21 protein-coding genes are annotated in these 23,517 nt (G+C 40.6%); 15 read left to right on the plus strand and 6 right to left on the minus strand.

The window, feature by feature from the left end:
- Positions 1-75: 75 nt before the first annotated feature.
- Both ACHMWN_RS08800 and ACHMWN_RS08805 read left to right on the plus strand, forming a co-directional pair.
- Positions 76-1,179, plus strand: a complete 1,104-nt coding sequence (locus tag ACHMWN_RS08800; RefSeq protein WP_397299818.1) for a DUF5700 domain-containing putative Zn-dependent protease — start codon at positions 76-78, stop codon at positions 1,177-1,179.
- Positions 1,180-1,307: 128 nt separating this feature from the next.
- Entirely contained in the window at positions 1,308-1,895 is a 588-nt protein-coding gene (locus tag ACHMWN_RS08805; RefSeq protein WP_397299821.1) for a hypothetical protein, read from the plus strand.
- Between the two features lie 113 nt (positions 1,896-2,008).
- Here ACHMWN_RS08805 and ACHMWN_RS08810 read toward each other — a convergent pair whose 3' ends face one another.
- Positions 2,009-2,476, minus strand: a complete 468-nt coding sequence (locus ACHMWN_RS08810) for an Lrp/AsnC family transcriptional regulator (protein WP_397299824.1) — start codon at positions 2,474-2,476, stop codon at positions 2,009-2,011.
- Between the two features lie 314 nt (positions 2,477-2,790).
- Here ACHMWN_RS08810 and serC point away from each other — a divergent pair, with 314 nt between their 5' ends.
- Positions 2,791-3,912 carry a 3-phosphoserine/phosphohydroxythreonine transaminase gene (gene serC, locus ACHMWN_RS08815; protein ID WP_397299827.1) on the plus strand — a complete coding sequence of 374 codons (1,122 nt, stop codon included), beginning with the start codon at positions 2,791-2,793 and terminating at the stop codon, positions 3,910-3,912.
- 264 nt (positions 3,913-4,176) lie between these two features.
- On the opposite strand, the gene ACHMWN_RS08820 is transcribed toward serC, so the two are convergent.
- Together ACHMWN_RS08820 and ACHMWN_RS08825 are read right to left on the minus strand one after the other, a co-directional pair.
- Positions 4,177-4,386 (minus strand): DUF6965 family protein, encoded by a 210-nt coding sequence (locus ACHMWN_RS08820; protein ID WP_397299829.1) that lies wholly within the window; start codon positions 4,384-4,386, stop codon positions 4,177-4,179.
- A gap of 129 nt (positions 4,387-4,515) precedes the next feature.
- On the minus strand, positions 4,516-4,806 hold the full coding sequence (locus tag ACHMWN_RS08825) for a hypothetical protein (protein WP_397299831.1): 291 nt from the start codon (positions 4,804-4,806) through the stop codon (positions 4,516-4,518).
- A 281-nt stretch (positions 4,807-5,087) separates the two neighbouring features.
- On the opposite strand from ACHMWN_RS08825, the gene ACHMWN_RS08830 reads away from it, so the two are divergent.
- The 11 genes from ACHMWN_RS08830 (at position 5,088) to ACHMWN_RS08880 (ending at position 16,592) form a co-directional block, all read left to right on the plus strand.
- Complete coding sequence (locus ACHMWN_RS08830) at positions 5,088-5,396, plus strand: DUF3276 family protein (RefSeq protein WP_397299834.1); 309 nt, start codon at positions 5,088-5,090, stop codon at positions 5,394-5,396.
- The gene (locus ACHMWN_RS08835; RefSeq protein WP_397299837.1) at positions 5,312-5,707 is read left to right on the plus strand and encodes a UPF0758 domain-containing protein; all 396 of its coding nucleotides are present in this window, start codon (positions 5,312-5,314) and stop codon (positions 5,705-5,707) included. The genes ACHMWN_RS08830 and ACHMWN_RS08835 overlap by 85 nt, the downstream gene beginning before the upstream one ends.
- A gap of 229 nt (positions 5,708-5,936) precedes the next feature.
- On the plus strand, positions 5,937-6,401 hold the full coding sequence (locus ACHMWN_RS08840) for a JAB domain-containing protein (protein WP_397299839.1): 465 nt from the start codon (positions 5,937-5,939) through the stop codon (positions 6,399-6,401).
- Positions 6,402-6,406: 5 nt separating this feature from the next.
- The gene (locus tag ACHMWN_RS08845) at positions 6,407-6,613 is read left to right on the plus strand and encodes a hypothetical protein (RefSeq protein ID WP_397299841.1); all 207 of its coding nucleotides are present in this window, start codon (positions 6,407-6,409) and stop codon (positions 6,611-6,613) included.
- A 590-nt stretch (positions 6,614-7,203) separates the two neighbouring features.
- Positions 7,204-7,758, plus strand: coding sequence for a hypothetical protein (locus tag ACHMWN_RS08850; protein ID WP_397299843.1), 555 nt, complete (start codon positions 7,204-7,206; stop codon positions 7,756-7,758).
- 247 nt (positions 7,759-8,005) lie between these two features.
- Positions 8,006-9,061, plus strand: coding sequence for a DUF932 domain-containing protein (locus ACHMWN_RS08855; RefSeq protein WP_397299845.1), 1,056 nt, complete (start codon positions 8,006-8,008; stop codon positions 9,059-9,061).
- A 220-nt stretch (positions 9,062-9,281) separates the two neighbouring features.
- Entirely contained in the window at positions 9,282-10,451 is a 1,170-nt protein-coding gene (locus ACHMWN_RS08860) for an AAA family ATPase (protein WP_397299847.1), read from the plus strand.
- A 17-nt stretch (positions 10,452-10,468) separates the two neighbouring features.
- On the plus strand, positions 10,469-12,460 hold the full coding sequence (locus tag ACHMWN_RS08865) for a S8 family peptidase (RefSeq protein WP_397299849.1): 1,992 nt from the start codon (positions 10,469-10,471) through the stop codon (positions 12,458-12,460).
- Positions 12,450-12,959 carry a hypothetical protein gene (locus tag ACHMWN_RS08870; RefSeq protein ID WP_397299852.1) on the plus strand — a complete coding sequence of 170 codons (510 nt, stop codon included), beginning with the start codon at positions 12,450-12,452 and terminating at the stop codon, positions 12,957-12,959. The genes ACHMWN_RS08865 and ACHMWN_RS08870 overlap by 11 nt, the downstream gene beginning before the upstream one ends.
- Before the next feature lie 38 nt (positions 12,960-12,997).
- Positions 12,998-14,917, plus strand: a complete 1,920-nt coding sequence (locus ACHMWN_RS08875) for a hypothetical protein (protein ID WP_397299854.1) — start codon at positions 12,998-13,000, stop codon at positions 14,915-14,917.
- Positions 14,898-16,592 carry a hypothetical protein gene (locus ACHMWN_RS08880; RefSeq protein ID WP_397299856.1) on the plus strand — a complete coding sequence of 565 codons (1,695 nt, stop codon included), beginning with the start codon at positions 14,898-14,900 and terminating at the stop codon, positions 16,590-16,592. Before ACHMWN_RS08875 ends, ACHMWN_RS08880 begins: the two co-directional genes overlap by 20 nt.
- Before the next feature lie 1,176 nt (positions 16,593-17,768).
- On the opposite strand, the gene ACHMWN_RS08885 is transcribed toward ACHMWN_RS08880, so the two are convergent.
- Complete coding sequence (locus ACHMWN_RS08885; protein WP_397299859.1) at positions 17,769-18,932, minus strand: serine hydrolase domain-containing protein; 1,164 nt, start codon at positions 18,930-18,932, stop codon at positions 17,769-17,771.
- A gap of 658 nt (positions 18,933-19,590) precedes the next feature.
- Between ACHMWN_RS08885 and ACHMWN_RS08890 the strand changes: the two genes are divergently transcribed.
- Positions 19,591-20,391 carry a helix-turn-helix domain-containing protein gene (locus ACHMWN_RS08890; RefSeq protein ID WP_397299862.1) on the plus strand — a complete coding sequence of 267 codons (801 nt, stop codon included), beginning with the start codon at positions 19,591-19,593 and terminating at the stop codon, positions 20,389-20,391.
- Between the two features lie 516 nt (positions 20,392-20,907).
- On the opposite strand, the gene ACHMWN_RS08895 is transcribed toward ACHMWN_RS08890, so the two are convergent.
- Together ACHMWN_RS08895 and ACHMWN_RS08900 are read right to left on the minus strand one after the other, a co-directional pair.
- Positions 20,908-22,470 (minus strand): serine hydrolase, encoded by a 1,563-nt coding sequence (locus ACHMWN_RS08895; RefSeq protein ID WP_397299865.1) that lies wholly within the window; start codon positions 22,468-22,470, stop codon positions 20,908-20,910.
- Positions 22,471-22,582: 112 nt separating this feature from the next.
- Entirely contained in the window at positions 22,583-23,392 is an 810-nt protein-coding gene (locus ACHMWN_RS08900; protein ID WP_397299867.1) for a helix-turn-helix domain-containing protein, read from the minus strand.
- Positions 23,393-23,517: the final 125 nt, after the last annotated feature.

Below are 23,517 nucleotides of genomic sequence, written 5' to 3' on the forward strand. Positions count from 1 at the left end.
CGAATTTAATCTTTGCCTCGACTGGAGTTTGGTTTCTTTGCAGGAATATATTTTACAACCATGTTATTTCGCCCCATGAAAACCCTTTTCAAAACTGCCTTTTTTATCTTCTTCTGTTGCTGGGTGAACCTGGCCATGGCCCAAAAGGTAGACCTCACTTCCCTTGATGCTTTTTGGAAGATTACCGATCGGCTGAAACAGGGCGATAGCGTATCCCGCGGAGAATGGAAGAGCTTCCTAGCGCTGGAGGGCAATAAGGTCTACATCGAAAACCAGGCTTTCAGCGAACAGTTTTTAGAGAGTTACCGCAAAACACTGCAATTCGTATATAATCCCAAAAACACGATCCGGTTGAAGAAAATGATGGACGATAAGCTCAACAACTGGTTAGCTTATAAGATCAACCAATACAAGGACCATGAGCAGGTCTTAAAGACATACGCAGCGCAGCTCCACGATCCTGCGTATCTGGACAGCATCTATAGGCAATGTTGGCAGTGGCTGCCCAAGCCTCTGCAGGTGAAAGTTCCCCAGACTAAGATTTTCATCATCGGCATCGACAATGATGCCCTGGTGGATAGAAATGGAATTGTGTTTACCCTATGGAATGCCTACAATCAGGACAAATTGAAATATGGGATAGTGGGGGCGCATGAACTGCACCATATGCTGCGCAAACAGCGGAGCTTGAGGGCTTCAATACCAGCTGATGAGGGGATTTTGTATGCGCTTCAGGCGGTGCTAAATGAGGGAAGTGCAGATATGATCGACAAAAAGTATTCATTTGACCCATCCAAGGAAATCGTCTATGAATATCGGTTTGAGGAATTTTTGCTCTCCAGGTCCGATAGTATCGTGAAGCAGCTGGATACGGCCATGCAACTGATGGCCCAGAGCAAAGGGAGCACGTTCAGGACGGTAAAACAGTACCGTAGTCTGATGAACTATTCCAGTGGCCACAATCCAGGCTATTATATGGCCGATATCATCGTGCGCAACGGCTACCGTAAACAATTGATCGCCAATATCCAAAATCCCTTTTATTTTATCTATCTGTATAATAGGGCGGCAAAACGGGACAAAAAACATCCAACGCTTTTTTCTAAGGAAGCGATTGGTTTTTGCAAGCAGCTAGAGCGGCGGTACTGGAAAGCAGAAGGGGACAAACCTTCTTCTTAGGGGGCAAAAACCAGGGTGGTAAATTACCCGTCACCCTACATCCATTAAGTTTACCTCGATAAGCGGCCTTGCCCATTACAGGCTAACATTCAATCACAACAACTACTCAGCATAACCGTTAAATGACAATGAACAATTCAACTATAGGCACCGTAATGAAAGCCGTTTTTGCGCTATTACTGGGTTCACTATTTCTTTTTGCCTGCAAGAAAAGCAAGTCCGAGCTGAAAATGGAGATCCACAATACGACAGGGGTGGCACTGGTGCTGGTCAATAACCAGAACGGCCAGCGAACTGCAATCGGTACTGGAGAAACCAGGCAGATTACCACGGCCAGTGAAATCGGAAATCTCTCAATTGAGGCGCCGGCAAGTGATCTGCGCACTTTTGAGTTTGAGCGGACCGGAGACCGCCAGTATACGGCTATCGCCTATCTAGAGGTTTTGGAATACAGGATATCTGGAAACGGCACCAAGACCGCCAAGGTTTCTTTCACCGATGACAAGGGCGCTAAAGTCGACCTGCCTACAGTTGTGCTGCCCCATATTATTTCCTATAAAAAATATGCGTTGAACAAGTGGTCGCTTTCAGCTGACAACCTGGAAGGCCAGGGGTCAATCTCCATACAGGTACTGGTGAAGGGAAAGGTCAAGTCCGAGCTTTCCGGTCCCCAAGCCGTGGCTGCAAGTGGAACCATTGATGGTGCAACCCAATAAATGACAAACCTTTAGTTCACGGCCCCAATGATGTGTGTTTTCAGCCTAGGCCAATTACTCATTCCAGTATTCTTCTGAAATGACCTATTCCTGCGCATTCTGGTTCAAATTCGCTAGAGCCGATAGGTCAGTTCACGTTTAGTTTCTGCCAGGGCGGGGAAACTACGTACGCTGGCTACATAAGGCAGCGAGGCGATCCTTTTTCTCAAAAAATCGGTATAGCAGTGGATATCTTCCATGACCAGCTTGACCATAAAGTCATATTCTCCGCTGATGTGATGGCATTCGGCCACTTCTGGCATCTGCATGATCTGGGTTTGAAAATCGTTCAGCGTCATATCGCTATGGTTGTTGAGCGTCACCATCGAAAAAGCGGTAAAGAGGTTCTTGATCTTAGCGATGTCGATGACTGCAATCGTGCTTTTGATGTAGCCCAGTTCCCGCAGGCGGTTCACACGTTTGACCAGGGGGTTGTGTGTCTTGTGGGTATGTTTTGACAGCTCCCTGTAGCTCATCAGCCCATCGGTCTGCAGCAGGTCTAGGATCTTAAGATCGGTCGGGTCAAGTTTGTAGGAATCCATAAGTACCAAATTAGTTTAGTTGTTTCTGGTGACTTAGGATAAATAGTTGCCCAAATATAGCAATCGATTTTTTTATTGAAAATTTTTAGCTTGGCTTTGAGGATTGATATGGGGTTTTGAATTCTTCTATGGATGTTTCTCTACCGATCAATGTTCAGGATTTTAAAATAATATTCTGTCCAAGTAGTGAATTCAATAGACTTATGGATATAATCATCACTTTGTTAGCTGAAACTGATGGATTTGTCCAAAGTTAGATAATGATTGGTAAACAATTGTCCACTGCTGAAATTTGAGGCTTATTCAGCAATTTGATGTCAGTTCAGCACAAACATAACTTCGGGGCAGGTCCCTGTATCCTGCCGGGGGCGGTGCTGGAAAAGGCGGCCTCGGCGGTACTGGACTGGAATGGGATGGGGCTTTCTATACTGGAAGTCTCCCATCGTTCGGCCGAGTTCGAGGAGGTTACTATTCGGGTGGAAGCCTTGGTGCGCGAACTGCTCGGTGTGCCGGGGGATTATGCGGTTCTGTTTTTGCAGGGAGGTGCCAGTTCGCAGTTCTCGATGGTGCCGCAAAACTTCATGCCTGCCAGCGGTAATAGGACACCTGTATATCTAGATAGCGGTTATTTTGCACTGAAGGCGATGGCTGAGGCGAGTATTTACGGTAAGATTAATATTGCTGCCTCCTCGATGGACAGGAAATACACCTATATCCCAAAGAACTACAAGGTGAATAGCGATGCTGCTTATTTTCATATGACCTCGAACAATACCATTGAGGGGACGCAGGTATTTGATATCCCAAAGACCGGAGTGCCGCTGATCTGTGACATGTCCTCTGATATTTTCTCGCGAAGGATCAATGTCTGCGATTTTGACCTGATCTATGCAGGTGCGCAGAAGAACCTTGGGCCTGCTGGAATGACCCTGGTGATCGCTAAAAAGGCGCTCATCAACTTGGTTGATAAGCTGCTGCCCTCGATGGCTGACTATCGGGTGCACGAGCGGAATGGCAGCTTATATAATACCCCGCCTGTATTTTCAATCTATGTGGCCATGCTGAACTTGCAATGGCTGAAAGAGCAGGGAGGAATCCAGGCGATCGAAAAACTGAGCATCGAAAAGGCAGATATGTTGTATGAGGCCATCGACAAGAGCTCGATCTTTTATGGTCTTGCCGAGAAAGGTGATCGCTCTAGGATGAACGTGACATTCAAGTGTTATGACCCTTTACTTGAAGAAAAGTTTTTGAACTATGCCTCAGAGCGGGGTATCGTGGGGATAAAGGGGTTTTGGAGCGTTGGCGGATTTAGGGCATCGATGTACAACGGTCTTCCACTTTTTAGCGTGGCGCACCTGGTGAAGGTGATGTCCCATTTTGAAAAGCTACAGGAGCTGAAGGCAATCAATGCAAGTCAGAAATCAATGGTATAAACAGCAGCTTCATGGCAAGTATCATATCGTATAATTGGCAAGAGGTGAGCAGGTGGATGCCGGCTCAGCTTAAAGAAATTAAAGATTTTCCATAGGGTGGGATTATGGCAGAGGGGAGGCCGGTGCGTCGGCCTTTCGTTTTGCCAAGGGGATATGGATCAAATAGGCTTTATATAATCATCATATAGTGCGAACCAATAAATTTTAGTTAGTTAAATAATACGGGCCAGGTGGATGCCTGTCCCGTATTTATCTTGGTCTTTTCTAAAGGTTGGATTCGATGAGCAGCTTAAAATCCAGTAACCTGTCCAGTAGCGGTTGGTTGATCTTATTGATGGGTCCCAGTTTAAGCGGATAAAAGTGGCTGTCCAAAAAAAGCTGGACATCGTTGATCTGCGTAGATGGGTTTAACAGCAGGGGAGCTGTGGGCAGTTCCACCGTTTTGAACCACTGTTCTAATTCTTCAATATTCATATCGCAAAGTTAAAATAGGGCGAGGCGATTCAGGCAGGCGTGGATAAATTTATTTATCCAGTTTTTGTTTAGAAGTTGATGTGCCCAGGTTTTTTAAATCCGTTATCTTATATTTTCGAGAGCGTTAATTTAGATAAGCGGGAAGGGCCTTTGGTTTTTCCCGCTTTCTTGTTTTACGGTTATTTCGGCCTGCGTGAGATCGTCCTTGATATATACATAATCACCAATCACCCTAAATCCCTTTTCAAAGCAGTAGCGGTATGGCTCATCGGTGTCATCGATGCTGGTAAAGAACTTGAAGTTAAATCCCTTCTCCATGATTTTTTCCTTATTGACGAAGATTTCAGTATCCCTTTCAATCTCACCATAGGAGCGCAGGATCTCATAGTTGCGTTTGATGATCCTTAAGATCTCGGGCATTGCTTCATTGGCCTGTAAGAGCTCCTGCTGTTTTTTCCTTCTATTGAATTCATTTCGGCAGTTGTCGTTACAAAAACGCTTATCGGTTCGCCCGAAAAGTTCACGGCCGCAATTCTCACATGTTTTGTCTTCCGCTAGGCTACCTGATCTTGTTGCATTTTATTGAATTTTGAATCCATTGATTACCTGTAATATAAACGGAGAGATCGGGTAATTTGTTTTTGCTCCGAGTAAGAGGGTTAGCACCCTGGAATTTTGTGGCGGATCAAAACCACAAGATTATGGAAAGCAATATTCTAGCATCGGAGCAATTCTCCACTGGCAAACGGCACTTCTTCCTGGATTTCAAGCTGGCTGCCAACAACACCAATTTCATCCAGATCACCAGGAGCGATGAACAGGCCGACGGCTCTTTTAGGCGAAACCACGTTAACGTTTTTCAGGAAGATTTTCCAAGGCTCATCAGGGGATTTCCTCGCTGCTCCATCATGCCGCGCATTTGGGAATGGATAAACTGGATTTTAAACAGCAGTGCAGCTTGCCCTTGGATAAATCGGCAAAGGGGATCAAGGCCTGGGAACCGGACATGAGGCCACGGGAGAAGATGCTTGCCCGCGGGCCGGGTGCGCTCGAGGATCGTGAATTACTAGCCCTGCTCATCGGTTCGGGGACAGTAAGGGAAACTGCGGTAGGACTTTCCGCGCGTATCCTTTCCAGCATTGGCAATGACCTGGAGCAGCTGGCAAAGATTGATTACAGGGCTTTGGGCAGGTTTTCGGGGATGGGAATGGCCAAGTGCAGCTCGATCCTGGCGGCAATGGAATTGGCCCGAAGGATCGTTGAGCTACAGCTCAAATCTGCCGCTAGTTTCTTTGGGCTTTTGGATGCGATGGGAAGATGATTTTCTATGTCACCGAAAAACCGTTTGGCCTTTTGGGACGCAAATTTCTGAACCATCCTTTTTCCGTCAAGGCCATGCCCTAGCGGGTTTGCTGAAAAAATCTTCCCTGCTGGCTTCGCCAGCGAGGTTTTTTTTCGCAAAGCCTTGTCTAGCAAAAACGATGGTGTCAAGGTGAGGGGGCTTAACAAAAAAGCCAGGAGGCTGGAGCCGACTGATAAAAACTAAAGCCATGAAAAAAACAACATTTCCATTAAGCAGGGTTGCAGAAATCAAGATTAGCTACTCCCCAAAATTTAAGGCCTGTGAGCGTGCAAAGGTCTGCACCTCGCAGGAAGTTTATCAGATCCTTTTACAGAATTGGGATTTTGGACTTTTGCAGCTACAGGAGCAGTTTAAAATCATATTGCTTAATCGCAATAATGCGGTCTTGGGGATTTGCGAGATTTCTAGGGGCGGTATGTCCGATTGTCTGGTTGATGCCAAGCTGATTTTTTCCGTTGCGCTGAAAGCTGGTGCGAGTGCCATCGTTTTGGCGCACAACCATCCCAGCGGAAACCTAGTCGCCTCGGCTGCGGATTTGCAAATGACCAAAAAAATCTGTGAGGGGGGAATGCTGCTAGATGTTACCGTTTTTGACCATTTGATTATTTCGGGGCATGGCTATCTGTCCTTGGCTGATGAACAGTTAATGTAAAGCTTATGAAAAGGGAAACACTTGTAGTAATCGTGAAACTGGTATTGGATACCAGTTTACCATCGACCGAGGAAACGGCATTGGAGCTGCGAAAAAAACTAAAGATGAAAATGATGGATTCCGAGCAAGTCAAGGTCTTGCAAGCAGAATTGATCGGATGCGTTGCGCCTGATTTGCCTCAAGGTTCAGCAGGTAGCGAACTGGTCAATTAGCTTTAATTGCGAAGGAGAAAGGGTTTAAACACCCTTTTTTGTGCTGGTCAAGTGCCGGTTAAGTGTCTGTTAAGTATGGAGAAATGGCTTTTTTTGGTCCGTCGCACGTGCGGGTTAAGTGCTTGAAAAGCTTTAAAAAAACAAGTACTAGGTTCGATTATTTTTTCCGATCTCAATGTCCGTCGGAAATACACAGTGCAAAAACTAAAAGCCGAATTCCAATAAACCTGATTTAACTGAATCCTAATCCATCCGATCTTTTTGAGTAGCAAATTTCTGAACAATTGATTTTCCGAAAAGACCGAGCCCCAAGGGGTTTGCTGAAAAAATCTTCCCTGCCCAGCTGCGCTGGACGAGGTTTTTTTTCGCAAAGTCTTGTCTTGAAAATCAATTGTATCAAGGTGAGGGGCTTAACAAAAAGCCAGGAGGCGCTAGCCGACTGACCTAAATTTTTAAGCCATGATAATAGTAAAAGACAGAAGCCCACCACAAAAAAAAAGTTCACAAAAATTGAACGCCCGAATTAAAAACCCAACGCCCATAGGGCAATAATCAAATTTCATTACCCCAAATTTTTAAAAACAGAAATCATGAACACAATTAAATTAAATGGAAAAGCAAATGGCAACGAAGCAAATGCAGCAGCGACAGCAGTACAAACGCCACAGGCTAAAAGTGGAGCTTTGCAAAATAGCACGGCTTTTGAAGATAAAAAAGACGATGCAAAAAAAATAGATGTTGCCCCGACTGCTAACGGGCTAAGCTCGGCACAGCCACAGATCGAGGCACCGAAAGCCGATGCGCCAAAGGACGAGCAAAAACCAATAGCAGCAGAAAAACCTGCCTTGAACTTGGAAGGCACTTTGAAACTGGTTGAAGAGTTGCACAAAAGAAAGGTTCACCGCGACAACCTTTTGAATACCATAAAGACACTTGATGATTTTAAGGTAATGGTCCAAGAGGATGATTCAGAGGATATCGAGTCTACACATTTTCAAGGCTGTAAACTCACCATTGAGGATGATGATAGAAATTCGTTCACCACTAAAAACCCATTTATCATCAAGGCGGTTGCCGAGTTCGTCAACAAACTTTGCACTACCAAGTTAGCGGAAATCGAAGCCAATTTGATTATCCCTGCCTAAACTATTTTACCCCTTGCGCACCTGTCGCAAGGGGTAATCTATTCACTAAAATCTATTGTTATGAAAAAGTATCACACCCTTTATTTGATGGTTAGGGTAATGGCAGAGACCGAACTAACCACCGTTTCAGAGGCAGTCCACGAGGTGGAAACCCATTCAAGGTTTATTTTGCCCGACACGCCAAAAGTCAAAATCTTGGAAACCGAAATCTTATTAACCCGAGTTAGGAACATAAACAATATCAATCATGGCACACAATCTTAATTATAACCAAGCCACGCAGAAACACAGTTTTTTTAGTGTGAAGGAAAAAGCTTGGCATAACCTTGGGCAAATTATTTCGGATTACCCGACAAGTGCCGAAGCTATCAAACATGCGCAGCTAGATTACTTGGTAGAGAAACGCCCTTTATTTACCTATGATTCTGAAAACCAAAACAGACAGACCGATTTAATCATTCCAGAGGTTGAGGTAAATGATTTTTACGCTACAGTAAGAACGGATACCGACCAAGTTTTGGGCGTAGTTGGCAAAGATTACCACGTGGTGCAAAATATTGATGCCTTCACGTTTTTTGATTCGATTGTTGGCGGAAAAGATGGGATTCTTTATGAAACCGCTGGCGCACTGGGTAAGGGCGAAAAGATTTTTATTACCGCCAAGTTGCCCGATTATATCCGTGTTGGAAGAAATGATTTGATAGAGCAGTATCTATTTTTGACCACCTCGCACGATGGATACGGAAGTATTACGGCAGCATTTACCCCTGTTCGCATCGTTTGCCAAAATACGCTGAATGCGGCAATGCGCAGTAAATCAAATTGCATCAAGATCCGCCACACCTCGAGCGCAACCGACAGGCTAAAACAGGCGCACGAACTACTGGATATTACCAATCTCTTAGCATTAGAAATGGAAGAATTATTTAACAGCTGGGCAAAAATCCGCATTACAGATTCCGAAGTTAAAAAATTGGTGCAAATGGCTATGGCTCCAAATAAGGAAACCTTGCAAAGCCTACAAAGTAACAGGTATGAGCAGCTGTCCAGCATTTATACTAATTCGATAAGTGCGGTTTTAGACTATGCAGGTTCGCACGAATCCCAGCAGGATTATACCACAAAAGGCACTTTGTATGGGGCATATAATGCGGTTAATGGCTATTTTCAGAACGTGCGGAATTATAAGGATGAGGAAAGCAAATTTAAATCCATTATGTACGGCACGGCCTTACAGCGAAACCAAACGGCATTTGATTTATGTAAAAGCTTCGCCAAAAGTGGGTTAAAGGCTTTTAATTAGAGTTTAACAAGGGATTCAGAAACGTCTATAGTAATATGGGCGTTTTTTTTTTGCGCCTTAAGTGCTGGATAAGTGATTAATTATCAAATCGAAATAATTTATAAATTAGTTATTTGGAAAGTTATTTTAATATTTGGAATATTTTTACATATTATTGGAAATATATTTCATAATATGGAAATTATTACTTATTATTGCGGTATAAACGAAAGGTAAATAAATGGAATATTTCAATATTATACAAGCTCTCTGTAGGTCAGCGTTATCTAATCCCTCTAGTGCATTAATCCATCAGGTTGATAGGTTAAAGGCTGCGCTTGAAAAAGATGGCAAAACCAAGGAAGCTAAATCTTTGTCGTCGCTTTTGGAAACGGCTAATTCTGCCTTTGATATGTCGCCTAGTCGTATTGAAAAGTCTTTTATCAAATGGAAGGGAGATAAGATTACGTCGAAGACTCAAATTCCTGTTGATAAAGAAACATCTACCCCTTTGGCAGAGATTTTCTTTGTGGAGGAGTTACCGGTGGAACTGCCTATTTTTAGTGACAATGTCAGGTCAGCAATTGAATCTGTTGTCGTGGAGTGGAAGGAGTATGATAAGCTTCAAGAGTTGTCGGCACATCCAAGTAATACATGCTTGATATATGGTGCCCCTGGAACGGGGAAAACGCATCTGGCAAAATGGCTAGCAAAGCAAATTGGCTTGCCCGTTGTATTAGTACGGCTTGATGGGTTAATGTCGTCGTTTTTAGGAACAACCTCTAGGAATATCGGAAATTTATTTTCCTTTGCTGAAAAACATCAATGTGTATTGTTGTTGGATGAATTTGATGCCATCGCCAAGCTTAGGAACGACCCACAAGAGGTTGGCGAGATTAAGCGAGTAGTTAATACATTGCTTCAAAACTTGGATAGCCGAAAAACTATTGGATTTACGATTGGCGTAACTAACCATGAGACGTTATTGGATCCCGCAATTTGGAGAAGATTTGAGGTCCAGTTGGAAATACCAAAGCCATCTTTTGAACTGATGCCCGATATAATTAAGACGTTTTTTATTCCCTTGGAACTTGAAGATGTCGAATTTAAGTTTCTTGCTTGGTGTATTGAAAATGCATCTGGAGCTGATGCCCAAATGTTGGCAAAATGGTATAAAAGAGCTTATTTCCTTAATAAGGATGAAAGCTTAGTTTCCTCGATTAGAAAGTTTTCATTGTTGAATTCTGGTAGAATAGATCAAAGAAAAAGGAATTTATTGTTGCATAGTGATGATGAGCTAAAGTCAGCATTGCTAAACGACGAGAGATATAGTTTTAAGCAAAAAGATGTTGCTTCTCTTTTTGGGATAACACAATCTAAACTAAGCAAGCAAATGTCAAAATTAAAATAACCAAATAAAATACCATTATGGCCAATAGTCCTATACAAATTGTTCTCAATAGCACCGACTTCATTGATATTTGGGAGCGTAACCCTGGAGGTTCGCAAAAAGATTTTTTCGCTGAAAATGATACTGCCTTCTCAAAGCATCAAGAAAAACTCAATGAAAAACTCAATGCGATTAAGTCGATGCAAATCGATAATGAATTTACCGACGTTTCTTTTGCTAAGGTAATTTTGAGGCAATCAGGATTGGCAAAGTCCCATAGGCCCTCCTCCGCGCTGTTCAATAAAAAGGTGGCGCCTATTGTTGGTGCTGCCGATTTAGGTGAATTATTCGTGGAATTGACGCCTTCTGGTATTGATAAAATAACAAAAAAAATCCGTGAAGCAGAAGCGGAAACACGTTGGAAAACCAACAAAGATGGCAAAGTTGTCCCTAATCCAACCCAACTTAGAAGTGAGGTTGGGGTGATTGCGGATATTATGCCATATACGGCTTCCGATAAACGAAGTTTTTCTGCCTCGGAAGCAATAGAATGGCTGAGTAACCCGGAAACTGGTGGCGCTTACATCGTCGAGCTGTTTGATAATCCACCGCCTCGTCAGGATTGGGATAGCTTAGATAAGCAAAAACTTGGACTTTTCCAGAGCTTTGTGAACGGGTTGTCAAATTTTGGCAATGGCCTGACGGCTTCAAAAATTGGTGATAATGAAAGACACGGAATACTGTTAGGCGTGAGATTGGAAAATAGTGAGAATCCGCCTATCGTTCAATTGTCAATAATCCAAAGTTCTGCCTCTAAAGGAAACTCAAACAAGGAAACTAATCTAAATTTATCATCACACAACACTCTACTGAAGTTTCTCGACAATCATCCGCTAGTTAGAAAAATCATTCTTCCGCCAATTATTCGAAAAAGTGAAGATGTTTCCACGGCAGCCTATAAAGTCAATGACAAATATGATATCCCAGTTTTAGAGGACAATTACTCCCTGCCAAAGCTTGGTATTGTTGATGGAGGGGTGTCTGATATCTTAGGTGACTGGATTGAAGATAGATGGGGCTTGATTAGTCCAAGTGATAAAGATGAGAACCATGGGACTTTTATTGCTGGTATTGCACTGTTCGGAAAGACCTTGAACGGTTCGCAGATTTGCGGTGAGAGGGATGGTTGTAAAATAATCGACCTGGATCTCTTGCCAAAGGGCGAGTTTTTTGCCAATTATTACACCAAACCTTTAGAATTTTTCAAAGAATTAGAGCAAGCAGTTGCTGAACTCAAAGCAAGGACAGGTGTAAGGATTTTCAATTTTAGTTTAAATATTGAGGAACACGCTACTACTGAAGGTTATAGTCCTGCTGCTAAAATGCTAGATAAAATTGCTGAAGAGAATGATGTGCTTTTCGTTATTTCTGCAGGAAATACCAAACCCCTGCACACAAGGAAGGAATGGCCTGTTGATGCCGCAGACGCGCTTTCTATTCTTGCTTCATCGAGAAATGATACCATCAAAAGACCAGCTGAAAGTTGCAGAAATATAAGCGTGGCGGCCTTGAATCCGCCAAACTTAAAAGATATCATTCCATATGCTCCCAGTAATTATAGCTGCCGTGGGCCAGGATTAAGGGTTGGTCTGAAACCAGATCTGGCTCATGTCGGAGGTTGCGGAACAAAGCCTGCGGGCGGATCCCATGGCTTGCTGTCCTTAAATGAAAATGGAGAAATTGTTGATGGTTGTGGAACAAGTTACTCTTCTCCACAAGTCGCAAAAACTTTGGCCAGTCTGGATCATATTATCGAAGGTACTGTTTCAAGGGAGACTTTGATTGGGTTGGCCATACACCACGCTTCTGTGCCAAAAATTTTGACTGATAAAAAATTAAAGGACGTGGCGAAACATTTGGTAGGTTTTGGAATGCCAGATAATTCAGACGCAATTTTAGGAGGTAATGAAAATGCTATAACACTTGTTTTTGCCAACAGGGTTTATCCTGCGTCAAAAGATGAGTTTTAATTTTCAATGGCCGCCATCTTTAGTAAATGAAGGTAAATGCCGAGGTTATGCAAAATTAACCTTAGTTAGTACGCCACCTTTCGACTATCGTTTTGGTTCTGAATTTGTAAGGATAAATGTTGAAGGTCATTTGCGTCAAGAGCAAGCAGATGGCGGTTTTGTTGGCAGGTTAAACGCAATTTATACTCCGGAAAATAAGGACGGAAATCTCTATGAAAAAGATCAGATAGAGCATGCCTTTAAATGGAGCCCTGTCAAGGTTCACGAAAAACATTTTTCAGGTGTAGGTCCAAGTACAAATTGGAGATTAGATGTCGAACACTTAGCCAGAGACGGGGAAGCTTTACCTGCTTTAGGAGTTCCCTTTACGGCTTTACTAACTATCTCTGATTTAAAGACGGGCGCTCCTGTTTTCAACGAGATGAGGCAAGCGCTCCAAGCTTTCGGCGTACAAGTAGTTGACATTAAAACTGCTGCAAGAGTTATACCGAGAGTTTAGTATGAGCTACAAAAGATGTATCATTAGTGTATAATAGAATGGAAGGTCTCGAAAGACTAAATTATTTCGGTGAACTTGTCAGAATAAAATTAGTTGCAGGATATACCGATCAGCAAGCAAATCTGGCGAATGCGCCATTCACGATAAAGGGTGAATGGGTTGTAGATGAAAGTTTATATAGATTTCTGGAGTTTAACCGAATTGCCGCGCAATTTCTCGCTTCAGAGAACGGAATTTTCCTTGTGGATAAGCTTTTGGTGCAATATATTTTGATAGATAAGCTCGTTTCAGACGGTTTTAATGGATCAACACTTAAGGAAGTAAACGAATCGCTTAAGGAGATCCCAATAATATATAAGCCATTATTAAATTGGAACGATAGTGGAATTGTAATAGCATATCTACATCAGATGGGCTTAGCAAAGTGGGGCGATTTTGTTTCTGGAGCGACTATCCAATGGAACAATTTCAACGCATTGGATAGAGCAATGTCGCAAATCGAGTTAGCATCTGAAGATATATTTATCTTCATTAAAAAATTGCAATCGACAGACGCGTTTGCAGGAGGAGTTCACAAGGTATCGACGACCCTTTCTAAAAAACTGCTAACCGAGCCAAAACTTGCCGCTGAGTTTGAATCTAGTCTTGAAATAATAATAGCGGATAAGGAACTGCGAAAATTTCTTACCGCTGTTATCGTTGGGCTTTCTGGCAAGAATGGAGCGCAGTTCACACAGCTCTTAGATGCTGTAAAAGATAAATTTGAGGGTGAAATCCTCTTTCAGTTATTCTGGGGATTTATTAGGTGCTGTCCTGATGACCTTCGTTCGGAGTTTGAAAAATTGATGAAATCGAAATTCGATTTAGGAAAACTTAGTAAGCCACAATACCTTCAACTCTGCGGCCAGTTTAAGTCAGTCAGTCCAGAGATTGCTCTTTTAGTTGTACAACCGCTCCAGGACGGTGATTTCGTTGGTATTTACGAATATCTTTATGATTTGACGCCAACGGAAAATAAGCAAACTTGGTATAAAGAAGCAGCATTATCATTATACACATCGAACAACCCTGAACATAGGGGGCAGTTGGACTTTTTATTATATAACCTATCGGAGCATAATCTTGAAATAATATATGATTTGTTAACGGTAAGATTTGAAAATTTAGGTGTAAGCCTCTTTTTAGGCGAGCATTTAGATCATATAATTAGTCTAAACCAAGACTTATTTCAGCTTAACCTTACTAAGTGGTTCAATTCGCCGTATGCAAATGTTCATAAAGCAATGCTAAAAGTGTGTTCTGGTAGGCATGCCGATGGGGTCTCCAAACTTTCTAGTAAATATTTTAAAACGTTATCAACTGAGGAAAAGGTATTTATTTGCTATAAAATCGCTGGGTTTGTTTATTCTATGGAGAACTTGCAAAGCCTTTTGTTTTCTGTACTAGATGCTTCCGAGGAAGATGATGAAACTCTTTTGGTAAATCTTGAGCATATTTTCAAAGATTATCTTGTGTACAATTATAGATCTACATTGGATATTATTAAAGTTAAGCTGGATAGCAATGATTGTCTTATGCACCATAAAGAGTTTTTAGCCCCGATTGTGGAAACTTTTGAACAATACTTCACTCAGTTGAACAAAGTTCGCATGTTCAATGAACTTCGTGCAGATTCAAAATTGGAGGAGCTTTTGAGATTTTATAAGCATCAGCTTTTTTCCGAATCAATGAAAGAAAGTAATAAGAAAGGTTTTCTGTCAATGATTAAATCAGTGAACCTGCATGCGAAAAAATGGGCGATCAGACGTGAGGGAGAAAAGATACATAAGGTTGATCAATTAGGCTTAATAGAACATTCTTTTGAATTTCCTTCTGGGGAAAAGCTAGATCCCACTTATCAAGAGTCGCTAAGGCGCAATTACCAAAGAATTCAAAAGCATGAGATTAATTTTAGCTGAATATATTAATTCCTTAAAGGAAGATGGAGAACTCGATAAAGTCCTACAAGATATATTGAGGGCTAATGGTGTCGAAATTTTTTCTAGGCCAGAACGGGGAAGGCAATTTGGGGTGGATATTTATGCAGTTGGTAAAGACTTTACGGACGGAAATAAACGCAAGGTATTTTTGATTACAGTAAAACAAGGAGATCTTGACCGGAGAAATTGGGATGCTGAAGTAAATAGTGTTCGGCAGTCCCTAGATGAAATTAGGGAGGTTTTCGTGAAAAACAACCTTGCACCTCAGCACAAACGGTTGCCAATTAAAATAGTCGTTGCATATAATGGGCTGATTAAGCAGAGTTTACAACAAAATTGGGTAGGCTATACAAATCAGCACCCTGAATTTGATTTTGCATTATGGGAAAGTGACTTTTTTGTGGGACAGTTTCAGGATAAGCTTCTCAATGAAAGTGGTTTCTCCAATAACTTAAGGTCTTCAATCCGAAAAACCATTATCCATTTAGAGAATCGTGATTACAAACTCGGTGATTTTGTTAACGTTCTTGATTTACTATGTAACAACTTTAGAATTGCGACCAGTAAAAAGGCGAAGATAAAAGTGCTTAAGGAAATGCGATTGGTGGTAACAATGGTACTTAAGTACTGTGAAGAATCCGATAATCTTCTCCATTCGGTTAATTGTTCTGAAAAATATATTCTTATGTTGTGGTCATTGTTTGTTGGAGGAACTCCAGAGTCAATTTACGCTAAGGAGGTGGTGGAAGGTTTTCACCTCCATTTAGAAACTTTAGGCAAATACAATAACAAATTTTCATTCTTATGTGAAATAAAAGATGGGCTTGGCAGGTCAGTAAGCGATTCACTCTCCTATAACACTGTAGTTTATGAACAATTGGGTATCTGGTGCGAAACAGGATTGTTCCTTTTGCAGATGTATGAGTTTTTGGTGAATGGAGACAATGAAAAGGCAAAACTTGCTGCTGATATATATTTAGAAAAAGCTAAGATAATTGCATCAGAAGCGATTGGATTGGTCAACTCCAATTCAATTTTCTACACACCAAGATTTGATGATCAATTAATTGAAATACATCTTTTGCTGATGCTACTTTATAAACTAGGATTAAAACAGCAAGCTATTCACATTCTTCAGGGACTTCACAAAAATATCGCTGAGGCATTTGCATTTACTAAGATTTATCCTGCATTCAGAGATTTAAGAACTGTTTCAGAGTTGGAGGCAAATACTGATGTTCGTTTTAAGCACGACTATAATTCCTCATATCTCTATACTTTGCTTATCGAATGGTCAATTGTACTTAATTCATCTCGGTTGTATAAGTCTTTTAAAAGTGTAAAAGATACTTTATTAAAAGACATATCACTATTGCTTTGGTTTCCAGACCTAGAAACAGAGGCTAAAATTTATACTGAAAACGCCAATGATGATTCAGGTTATGCACTTTCGGGAATTGATTTACCTGAATCGATGGAGGAGTATAAATTGCTTTTGGAAGAAGAGTATAAAAATAACTGTTTTGAAAAGGATTTCACGTTTATCAAAGAAAGTTATTGGGCGGTGGGCCTAATTGCTTCCAGACATTTCCGTACACATATATTTCCCCATTATTGGAGAACATTTTTGAAAGATGATATCCAAAATAATTAGCATCCAAAATAACGTGTTTGTAAATAATTGATATAAAGTTTTTTAGTGGTATGGTTCGATCCCCTATGGTATCAATTCTCCCTGTCTTTAAATAAGCTTGAAAAAGCTTACCGCAATACTAAAGACTTCTGTATTATTTCATTCTTGCCTGAATTGGTTCACATCAAGCTAGTTGCGAATATTGCACTAGATAGCTAAAAGGAGGGTTTATTTTGGAAAGAGCTAAGTATATTTAAAGAGTTTGTCAAATTATAGGCATCATAAATCCGGAGTGAAAAAGTCAGCCAAAAAAATGGGTTTAGTTTAAAAAATATCGTCATAACCTCTGAAAAGAGCGTGTAGATTGTGGAATTCTACACTAAAAAAAGTTAACTTATTTAAAATCAGTTTCTTGTATGAAATTCGAACTGACCACTCAGCCAAAAATCAGTCAAGCCAACTTTAAAGGATGGTTGGGGAAATTGGGCATATTTCTTTGTGATAAATTTTTTATTCTCCACAATGAAAACAGCTATTTAAATCTTATAGGAGGTTTTTTAAAGAGGTTTTGTCATTTTATTTCCGCTATTTATTATTCGTAAAAAACACACGAAAAATAGCGCCAAAACTCAGCCATAAATTTTTCCAGAATTATTGAAAAATTTGCAGTGGAGAATAGGAAATTATCTATTCAAAATTTTGAAGTTTTTTTTGAAAATTCTGGATAATTTTGTAAATTAGATAACAGGAAAATTTATAAAAAATCGGTTTAAAAGCCTATTAATGCGGATTTTTAATGATTCGATACATTGAAAACTCTGCCAAAACTCAGCCAAATTACCCAAATGACAGATAAAAAACCCCTTTTAGAGCATCAAAAACAGCGTTTAGAGCTCGCAATTGATGAAATATCCACTCCGATATTCTCCACTTAAACACATAATAGTTTGATCATCAAATTGTTATGTGTTTTTTTTGTTTAATATTGTGGCTGAGTCATGGCTTTTGCTAACTGAAATGGCCTTTTATTCTATCTGTGACTGCTAAAATCATAATGTTGTGGAGAATATTGCATTGAAAACTGTTGAAGATTAAAAGATGTGATCAGTCCTTACCAGGTTTTGGCGAGATAAACTAGGACATTAGGCAGCCATACTTAAAATGCCCGCATCTCCAGGTCATTTAAATTTCTGAACATTATTTATTTCGCGACATTGATGCCAACCACTTCTGATAGATGGGATACCAAACCCTATCTCCGTTAGAACCATTGCACAGCACGACAATCCCGCTTTTGATTTGCATATCCATAAAGACGGCCGCACTCCAACCGACGTTTTCGCCTGTGTGCCCAATGGTGCGAATGCCATCGTAATTCATAAAGCGGTACCCCAGCCCACTTTCCCCCTCGATAGAGGATGGCATTACAGGCTGCTCCATTAGCTGTATGGTTTCTGGTCTCAATACCTTATTAAGTTGACTGGAATTTTTTGTGATGGACAGTTCGGCAAAATGCGCCAGGTCCATTATGGTCGTCTGGAGTCCGGCCGCTGCCTGCTCGGTGAATATCCTGTTCTTTATCGGAGCTCCAACGGTGTCATAGGCGGTTGCGGAATTTGCCATCATATGCTCGGTCCATTCATAATTGGTATGGTTCATGCCTAACGGCTGGAACACATACCTGCGCATGTATGCTGCAAATGTTTTTTCGGTTCTTTCCTCCAGGAGCAGTTGAGCAAGGGTATATCCTCCTCCCGAATATTGCCATTTTGTGCCCGGCTCGTTGACCAACCTAACACTTTCGCCATTTCGCTTTGTCTTGCCCTCCAATGATTCCTGCAGCGAGAGTAGTTTGGTGCCTTGCTCGGCCCCTCCGTATCCGTGCACCGAAAGGCCGGCAGTATGGCTCAAAATCCGCCTCAATGTAACCTTTTCGATATTAAAAGGTGAAGAGGGAATTTTCCACCTGTTCAGGTAGCGGTTCACCGGCGAATCAAGGTCTACCAATTCCTTTTCGCTCAACTGCATAAATCCCCATGCCGACACCATCTTTGATACAGAGCCAACGTTGAAGATAGTTTCTTTTGTTATTGGTCTCTTACTGGCCAGATCTGCATATCCTATACATTGTATGAATGCTATCTTTCCATCACGGATTACTGCCACGGCTACCCCTGGAACACTTTCTTTCCTTGTGAGATCTGCGCCCAGCTTTCCGATTTCGAGATAGAGCGGGTCTCGTGCCCCCGATAACGTTCCAAGGGCCTTGGCCTGTCTTGCATCTTTTGCAGATGAACAGGAGAACAAGAAGGTAGCACAGGCAGCCAATGAGACCGCCACTATAAGCGTATGTTTAAGCATATGTCATTCTGGTAACTGATTTTCCGTCGTTGTGGTTAGGTGGATCTCAACCAGCCTCGAAGATATGTAAAAAATTTTTCACTAAGTCCGTCCATATATTTTTAGCTCAGCCTTTGGTATGTCCATTAACTCGGATTCCAGCCTGGCTTGTTGTGCTCAAAAAACTGATTTTATATTTCCCGACATCTTGTGGTAAAGCGTATCCCGGACCTGGAGCCGACCGGGAATTTGTTACAGGCCGGCATTTTGGTCAATATGGATGATCGATATACTGAGAATATCGATATTGGCCTCCTCGAGTATCCTACATATGGACGGGATCTGCTCGATGTTCTCATACTTGATGTTGACCCAACCATTTTCCATTGAGACAGAGACAGCAAAGAAATCAAGCAGACCTGCTGACCTGTCATTGTTACTTGTATTTATTGTTATTATCACTGTTATTTTATTTTGACCCTAATTGCCACACAAACTAATGGGCTAACCTGGGTTGGTTGTTTTACCATTTACCTGATCAAAGGTATTTGGCACCAATCAAAAAAACTTGTAGAAAAGCGAACGTGGGAAAGGCGATTTGGCATAGGGAATTTTCCCTCCAAACCCTTGTTGCAGTTAATGCTGCCTAAAATGTATATTTACAACAGATAGATTAGAAATGGGAAAGTTTAACTACAGTGAGTATCGGGTACCAAGGAGCATGTCCCTGTTTGTGAAAAAGGTTTGGACGCTTGATAACCTAGACAGTTCCTCGGTGGTCATGGACAGATTTGCGCTACCCAACGGCTGCTTCAACATTGCAGTTATTAGGGGCAACGGCCTTAAGATCACCCACCGGGAAACAATAATCCACTTGAGCCCGGGAACTTATTTCTGCGGTCAGATGACCGAATCACTGGGCATTGAGATCCATCCCAAGAGCAGGGCCACGATGTTGCAGCTCTTTCCTTGGACTCCCGCCTACTTTACCGACCAGGGCATGCATAATTATACCGACCATTTTTACCGTACCGATGATGTTCTGCCAGGTTTGCCTGAAGGTATCGATCTATCCAGCGGTGAACTCTGCAGATCTATGGCAGATAGGTGGGGGTCACTTGCAAAGGATGTAAGGCCTGCAATGGACCTGCAGCGCAGCACATCGTTGATTATGGAGGCCTCTGGAGATATCAGTATCAGGGTTGTGGCGACAATGTTAGGGTGTTCTTCAAGATACATCCAGAAGCTTTTCAAAAAAGGACTGGGGCTTACACCGAAAAAATTTGCCGATATCATTAGATTAAGAAGTATCGTGGACAAAATCGCAGCTGGTGGGAATGGTAAATCCGATTTTACGGGAATTGCGATCTCCAATCGGTTTTACGACCAGGCACATTTTACCAATGCTTTTCAGGCTATGTTCAAGACTACGCCGAAGCGATTTGACAGGAAGGCCTATTTTTTGTCATACATTAAATAATAAATAGGTTGTTTTGCCAGAGAAGAGACCATGTTTACCTGTAATATAGCCCTTATTTAAAACTCAGCCAAAACTAAGACAATAAAAGGCTAGGTAGCGAGTGAAATGTATGGATTTATCTCATCATTTATATCGTGTATAATGCAAAATTATCCACAAATATTTGAGTTTTTTTTGGAATATTCAGCCAAATTTTGTATTTTAGGTAATAAGAAATTTTATAATAATTCAGTTTAAATGCCTTTCAATGTGTATTTTTAATGATTTTGAATGTTGAAAACTCTGCCAAAACTCAGCCAAATTACCCAAAATGACGAATAAAAAACCGCTTTTAGAGTATCAAAAACAGCGTTTGGAGATCGCAATTGATGAGATATCCACTCCGATATTCTCCACCTAATACTATAAAGCCCTTAAATTAATTTTTAAGGGCTTTTTGGTTCTTTGTTGATCATAGTTATAGGAGTCTTTCATATTGCAGCACTCTTCAGGTACCAATTAAGCAATGCGGAAACTTTATCTTATTCTAATTAAATTTAGATCTCCAAAATCAAAACTGAAATCAATGGATGGAGAAATGCCTTTCATAGTGAAGGATTGTGCCTTCCCATTGTCTTTTAAAGAAAAAGTGGCAAATGCATCACAATTCATATCTTGGTACTCCCATTTAATGGCAAAGGTATTTGGACTATATAAGTGCATTGGGCCATTTAACTTTGGCGAACGTAAACTTTTAATCCATAACTGTTTATCCTTCATGAAAATCTCCATCTTTCCAAACCATTTATCTTCATACATTCCTATATAATCTTCATTTTTAACTTTGGTATGCTGCATAGAATCTACTTTTTCCCAAATTTTCTTCGTTACTTCATCAACATTACTCACATTTTTTGCAAGATTTCTTGCTCTGTTATCAATCCATTTGGCATCATCTAATCCAAAATAGCTATCTGTAATTGCTCTGGAAACCGCGAAAGCAAGACTACCGCCGCCACTTTCTGTATTCGTTAACACCACAATACCCAAATTCAAATCTGGAACCAATGTCACTTGAGATAGCATACCTGGCAAACCGCCTGTGTGCATTGCTACCAAATTTCCCTTTACATCATTTAGCAGCCAACCTAAACCATATCCGTTAAAATGGGTATGGTATCTTTCAGATACATAGTTTGGCAAAACCGTTTGTATCGTCCACATCTTAGCACTGTTAGCTGTAGAGAATAAAGAGGACTTTAGATCATTTCCATATTTTCCTTTGTTAAGTTGCATGATCATCCACTTAGACATATCATTCACGTTAGAATATATGCCGCCAGCCGGACTAATCATTCCTATATGAAAACGACGAATTGTTTTTAAGGTACCTGTTGCTGTAGAGTGGGGTGTTGCGAAGTTTTGCATTTCACCAATAAGAGAGTCTCCAATAAACGAATTACTCATTTGTAAGGGTTGGAAGATGCGTTTTTGAATAAAATCTTCAAAGCTCATTTTACTTACCCTTTTAATAACTTCACCGGCTACAATATAGAGTAAGTTGTCGTAATTATAGGTTGTTCTAAATGCTGAAACTGGTTTAAAATTCTGAAAAATAGTAGTAAGGTCTTTTGCTGTGAAATCTGCACCATCTGGGATAAACGTGAGGTCGCCAGCACCAAGTGCAAGGCCACTTCTGTGAGTCAACAAATCGACAATATTAAAATTATCAGTTACATACTCATTGTACATTTTAAATTCCGGAAGGTAATCCTTTACCTTATCGTCCCATTTTATTTTCCCCTCATCAACTAATATGGAAAGCGCAGCTGTTGTAAAGGCCTTACTGTTGGAAGCGATCTGAAAATTTGTAAATGCTGTAGTTAATTGTTTTGTATCAATCGAATTAACTCCATAGCCTTTTAAATGGATTACCTTCCCATCTTTTACCACTGCTATTGCTGCTCCGGCTACTTTTAGTTTGGTGATTGCCTCTTGCATCAGCGAATCAATGTTAGCCGAAGATAGTTGCGCAAAACTTTGCACACAAGTAAAAAGAATAGAGGATGTGATTACTATTTTAACTAGTATTTTTTTCATGATAATTAGCTTTAAATTAAATGTTGTTCGTTTATTACCAGTTTATCTTAAGCAATAAGTAGATACAAAGTAATCGAGAAAAAAATCATCAAAATTGTAAAATTGTTACCAACTATTTAAAAAGCCAAACATTTTTATTCGCCGTATTCACATTTTTAAAGAATAGATTGGGATTGATTTCTGTAAGGGATTTGAAATCTTTAATAAGATGAGATTGATCAAAAAAAAGATTCTCATACGACAGTTCGGTTAGGCTTTTTAAATCTTGATAATTGTTAATTACGTTTCTGAACCGGAATATTTTCCTGTATTCAACCAGAGACTTGCCTAAGTTCTTCTGAACTAAATTGTTTAGATGCTTTCTTGAAATATGATGTTTTTTAGCAATGTCTTCGATCTTGATGTTAGACTCAGTGTCTGACAAAATACTTTTCATAAATGTTAGGTCTTTTACCATCAATTTTGATAACCAATAATTTTCAAGGGCAGCTATTTGCAATGGTCTTTTGTCAATGTGAAAGGTTTTACGCATTTCATCTTTAAAATCTGAAAATTGCGGAATAAATTCAGTCATTTTTTTTTGAGAGAACATTGTTTCCAGATTATCTACAAAATAATTAATACCGAGCGGTTTAAAGTAAATGGTAACCTCTTGGAAGGGCCCTGTATAATGTACTTCTATTGGATTGCTGTAACGATAGGCGAAACTCGCATATATATTGTTATCATAAGAGGGCTCAATAGAAATTTTAGTAAGGTCTAGTTTTACTTTAGAATTAAGATTTACGGTGACAATGCAATAATTGTTCGGGAAGGTTGTGTAAGCTTTAAGAGCTCCAGTTCCCTGATCGGTTAAAAAGTAGTAACCTTCAATATATTGTTTTAAGATGTCGTTTTCGGGCGTGTAAAAATGTAATTCCAAGGTGTTTATTTAAATAAAATCTACTTATAATAATAGACACGCAAAAAATCGTATAGTGACACAATGTATTGATTTTAATTTCCACAGTTTTTATGTAGAAAAAATGTCGAGGCAGAAGTGCAAAG

This window comes from Pedobacter sp. UC225_61, assembly GCF_044452285.1.
Taxonomy (GTDB): domain Bacteria; phylum Bacteroidota; class Bacteroidia; order Sphingobacteriales; family Sphingobacteriaceae; genus Pedobacter.

Coding starts and splice junctions, on each gene's coding strand:
- ACHMWN_RS08890 (WP_397299862.1), top strand. CDS start 19,591: ATGGGAAAGTTTAACTACAGTGAGTATCGGGTACCAAGGAGCATGTCC.
- ACHMWN_RS08820 (WP_397299829.1), bottom strand. CDS start 4,386: ATGAATATTGAAGAATTAGAACAGTGGTTCAAAACGGTGGAACTGCCC.
- ACHMWN_RS08830 (WP_397299834.1), top strand. CDS start 5,088: ATGGAAAGCAATATTCTAGCATCGGAGCAATTCTCCACTGGCAAACGG.
- ACHMWN_RS08895 (WP_397299865.1), bottom strand. CDS start 22,470: ATGAAAAAAATACTAGTTAAAATAGTAATCACATCCTCTATTCTTTTT.
- ACHMWN_RS08805 (WP_397299821.1), top strand. CDS start 1,308: ATGAACAATTCAACTATAGGCACCGTAATGAAAGCCGTTTTTGCGCTA.
- ACHMWN_RS08860 (WP_397299847.1), top strand. CDS start 9,282: ATGGAATATTTCAATATTATACAAGCTCTCTGTAGGTCAGCGTTATCT.
- ACHMWN_RS08855 (WP_397299845.1), top strand. CDS start 8,006: ATGGCACACAATCTTAATTATAACCAAGCCACGCAGAAACACAGTTTT.
- ACHMWN_RS08800 (WP_397299818.1), top strand. CDS start 76: ATGAAAACCCTTTTCAAAACTGCCTTTTTTATCTTCTTCTGTTGCTGG.
- ACHMWN_RS08875 (WP_397299854.1), top strand. CDS start 12,998: ATGGAAGGTCTCGAAAGACTAAATTATTTCGGTGAACTTGTCAGAATA.
- ACHMWN_RS08825 (WP_397299831.1), bottom strand. CDS start 4,806: ATGCCCGAGATCTTAAGGATCATCAAACGCAACTATGAGATCCTGCGC.
- ACHMWN_RS08880 (WP_397299856.1), top strand. CDS start 14,898: ATGAGATTAATTTTAGCTGAATATATTAATTCCTTAAAGGAAGATGGA.
- ACHMWN_RS08850 (WP_397299843.1), top strand. CDS start 7,204: ATGAACACAATTAAATTAAATGGAAAAGCAAATGGCAACGAAGCAAAT.
- ACHMWN_RS08845 (WP_397299841.1), top strand. CDS start 6,407: ATGAAAAGGGAAACACTTGTAGTAATCGTGAAACTGGTATTGGATACC.
- ACHMWN_RS08810 (WP_397299824.1), bottom strand. CDS start 2,476: ATGGATTCCTACAAACTTGACCCGACCGATCTTAAGATCCTAGACCTG.
- ACHMWN_RS08840 (WP_397299839.1), top strand. CDS start 5,937: ATGAAAAAAACAACATTTCCATTAAGCAGGGTTGCAGAAATCAAGATT.
- ACHMWN_RS08835 (WP_397299837.1), top strand. CDS start 5,312: ATGGATAAACTGGATTTTAAACAGCAGTGCAGCTTGCCCTTGGATAAA.
- serC (WP_397299827.1), top strand. CDS start 2,791: ATGTCAGTTCAGCACAAACATAACTTCGGGGCAGGTCCCTGTATCCTG.
- ACHMWN_RS08870 (WP_397299852.1), top strand. CDS start 12,450: ATGAGTTTTAATTTTCAATGGCCGCCATCTTTAGTAAATGAAGGTAAA.
- ACHMWN_RS08885 (WP_397299859.1), bottom strand. CDS start 18,932: ATGCTTAAACATACGCTTATAGTGGCGGTCTCATTGGCTGCCTGTGCT.
- ACHMWN_RS08865 (WP_397299849.1), top strand. CDS start 10,469: ATGGCCAATAGTCCTATACAAATTGTTCTCAATAGCACCGACTTCATT.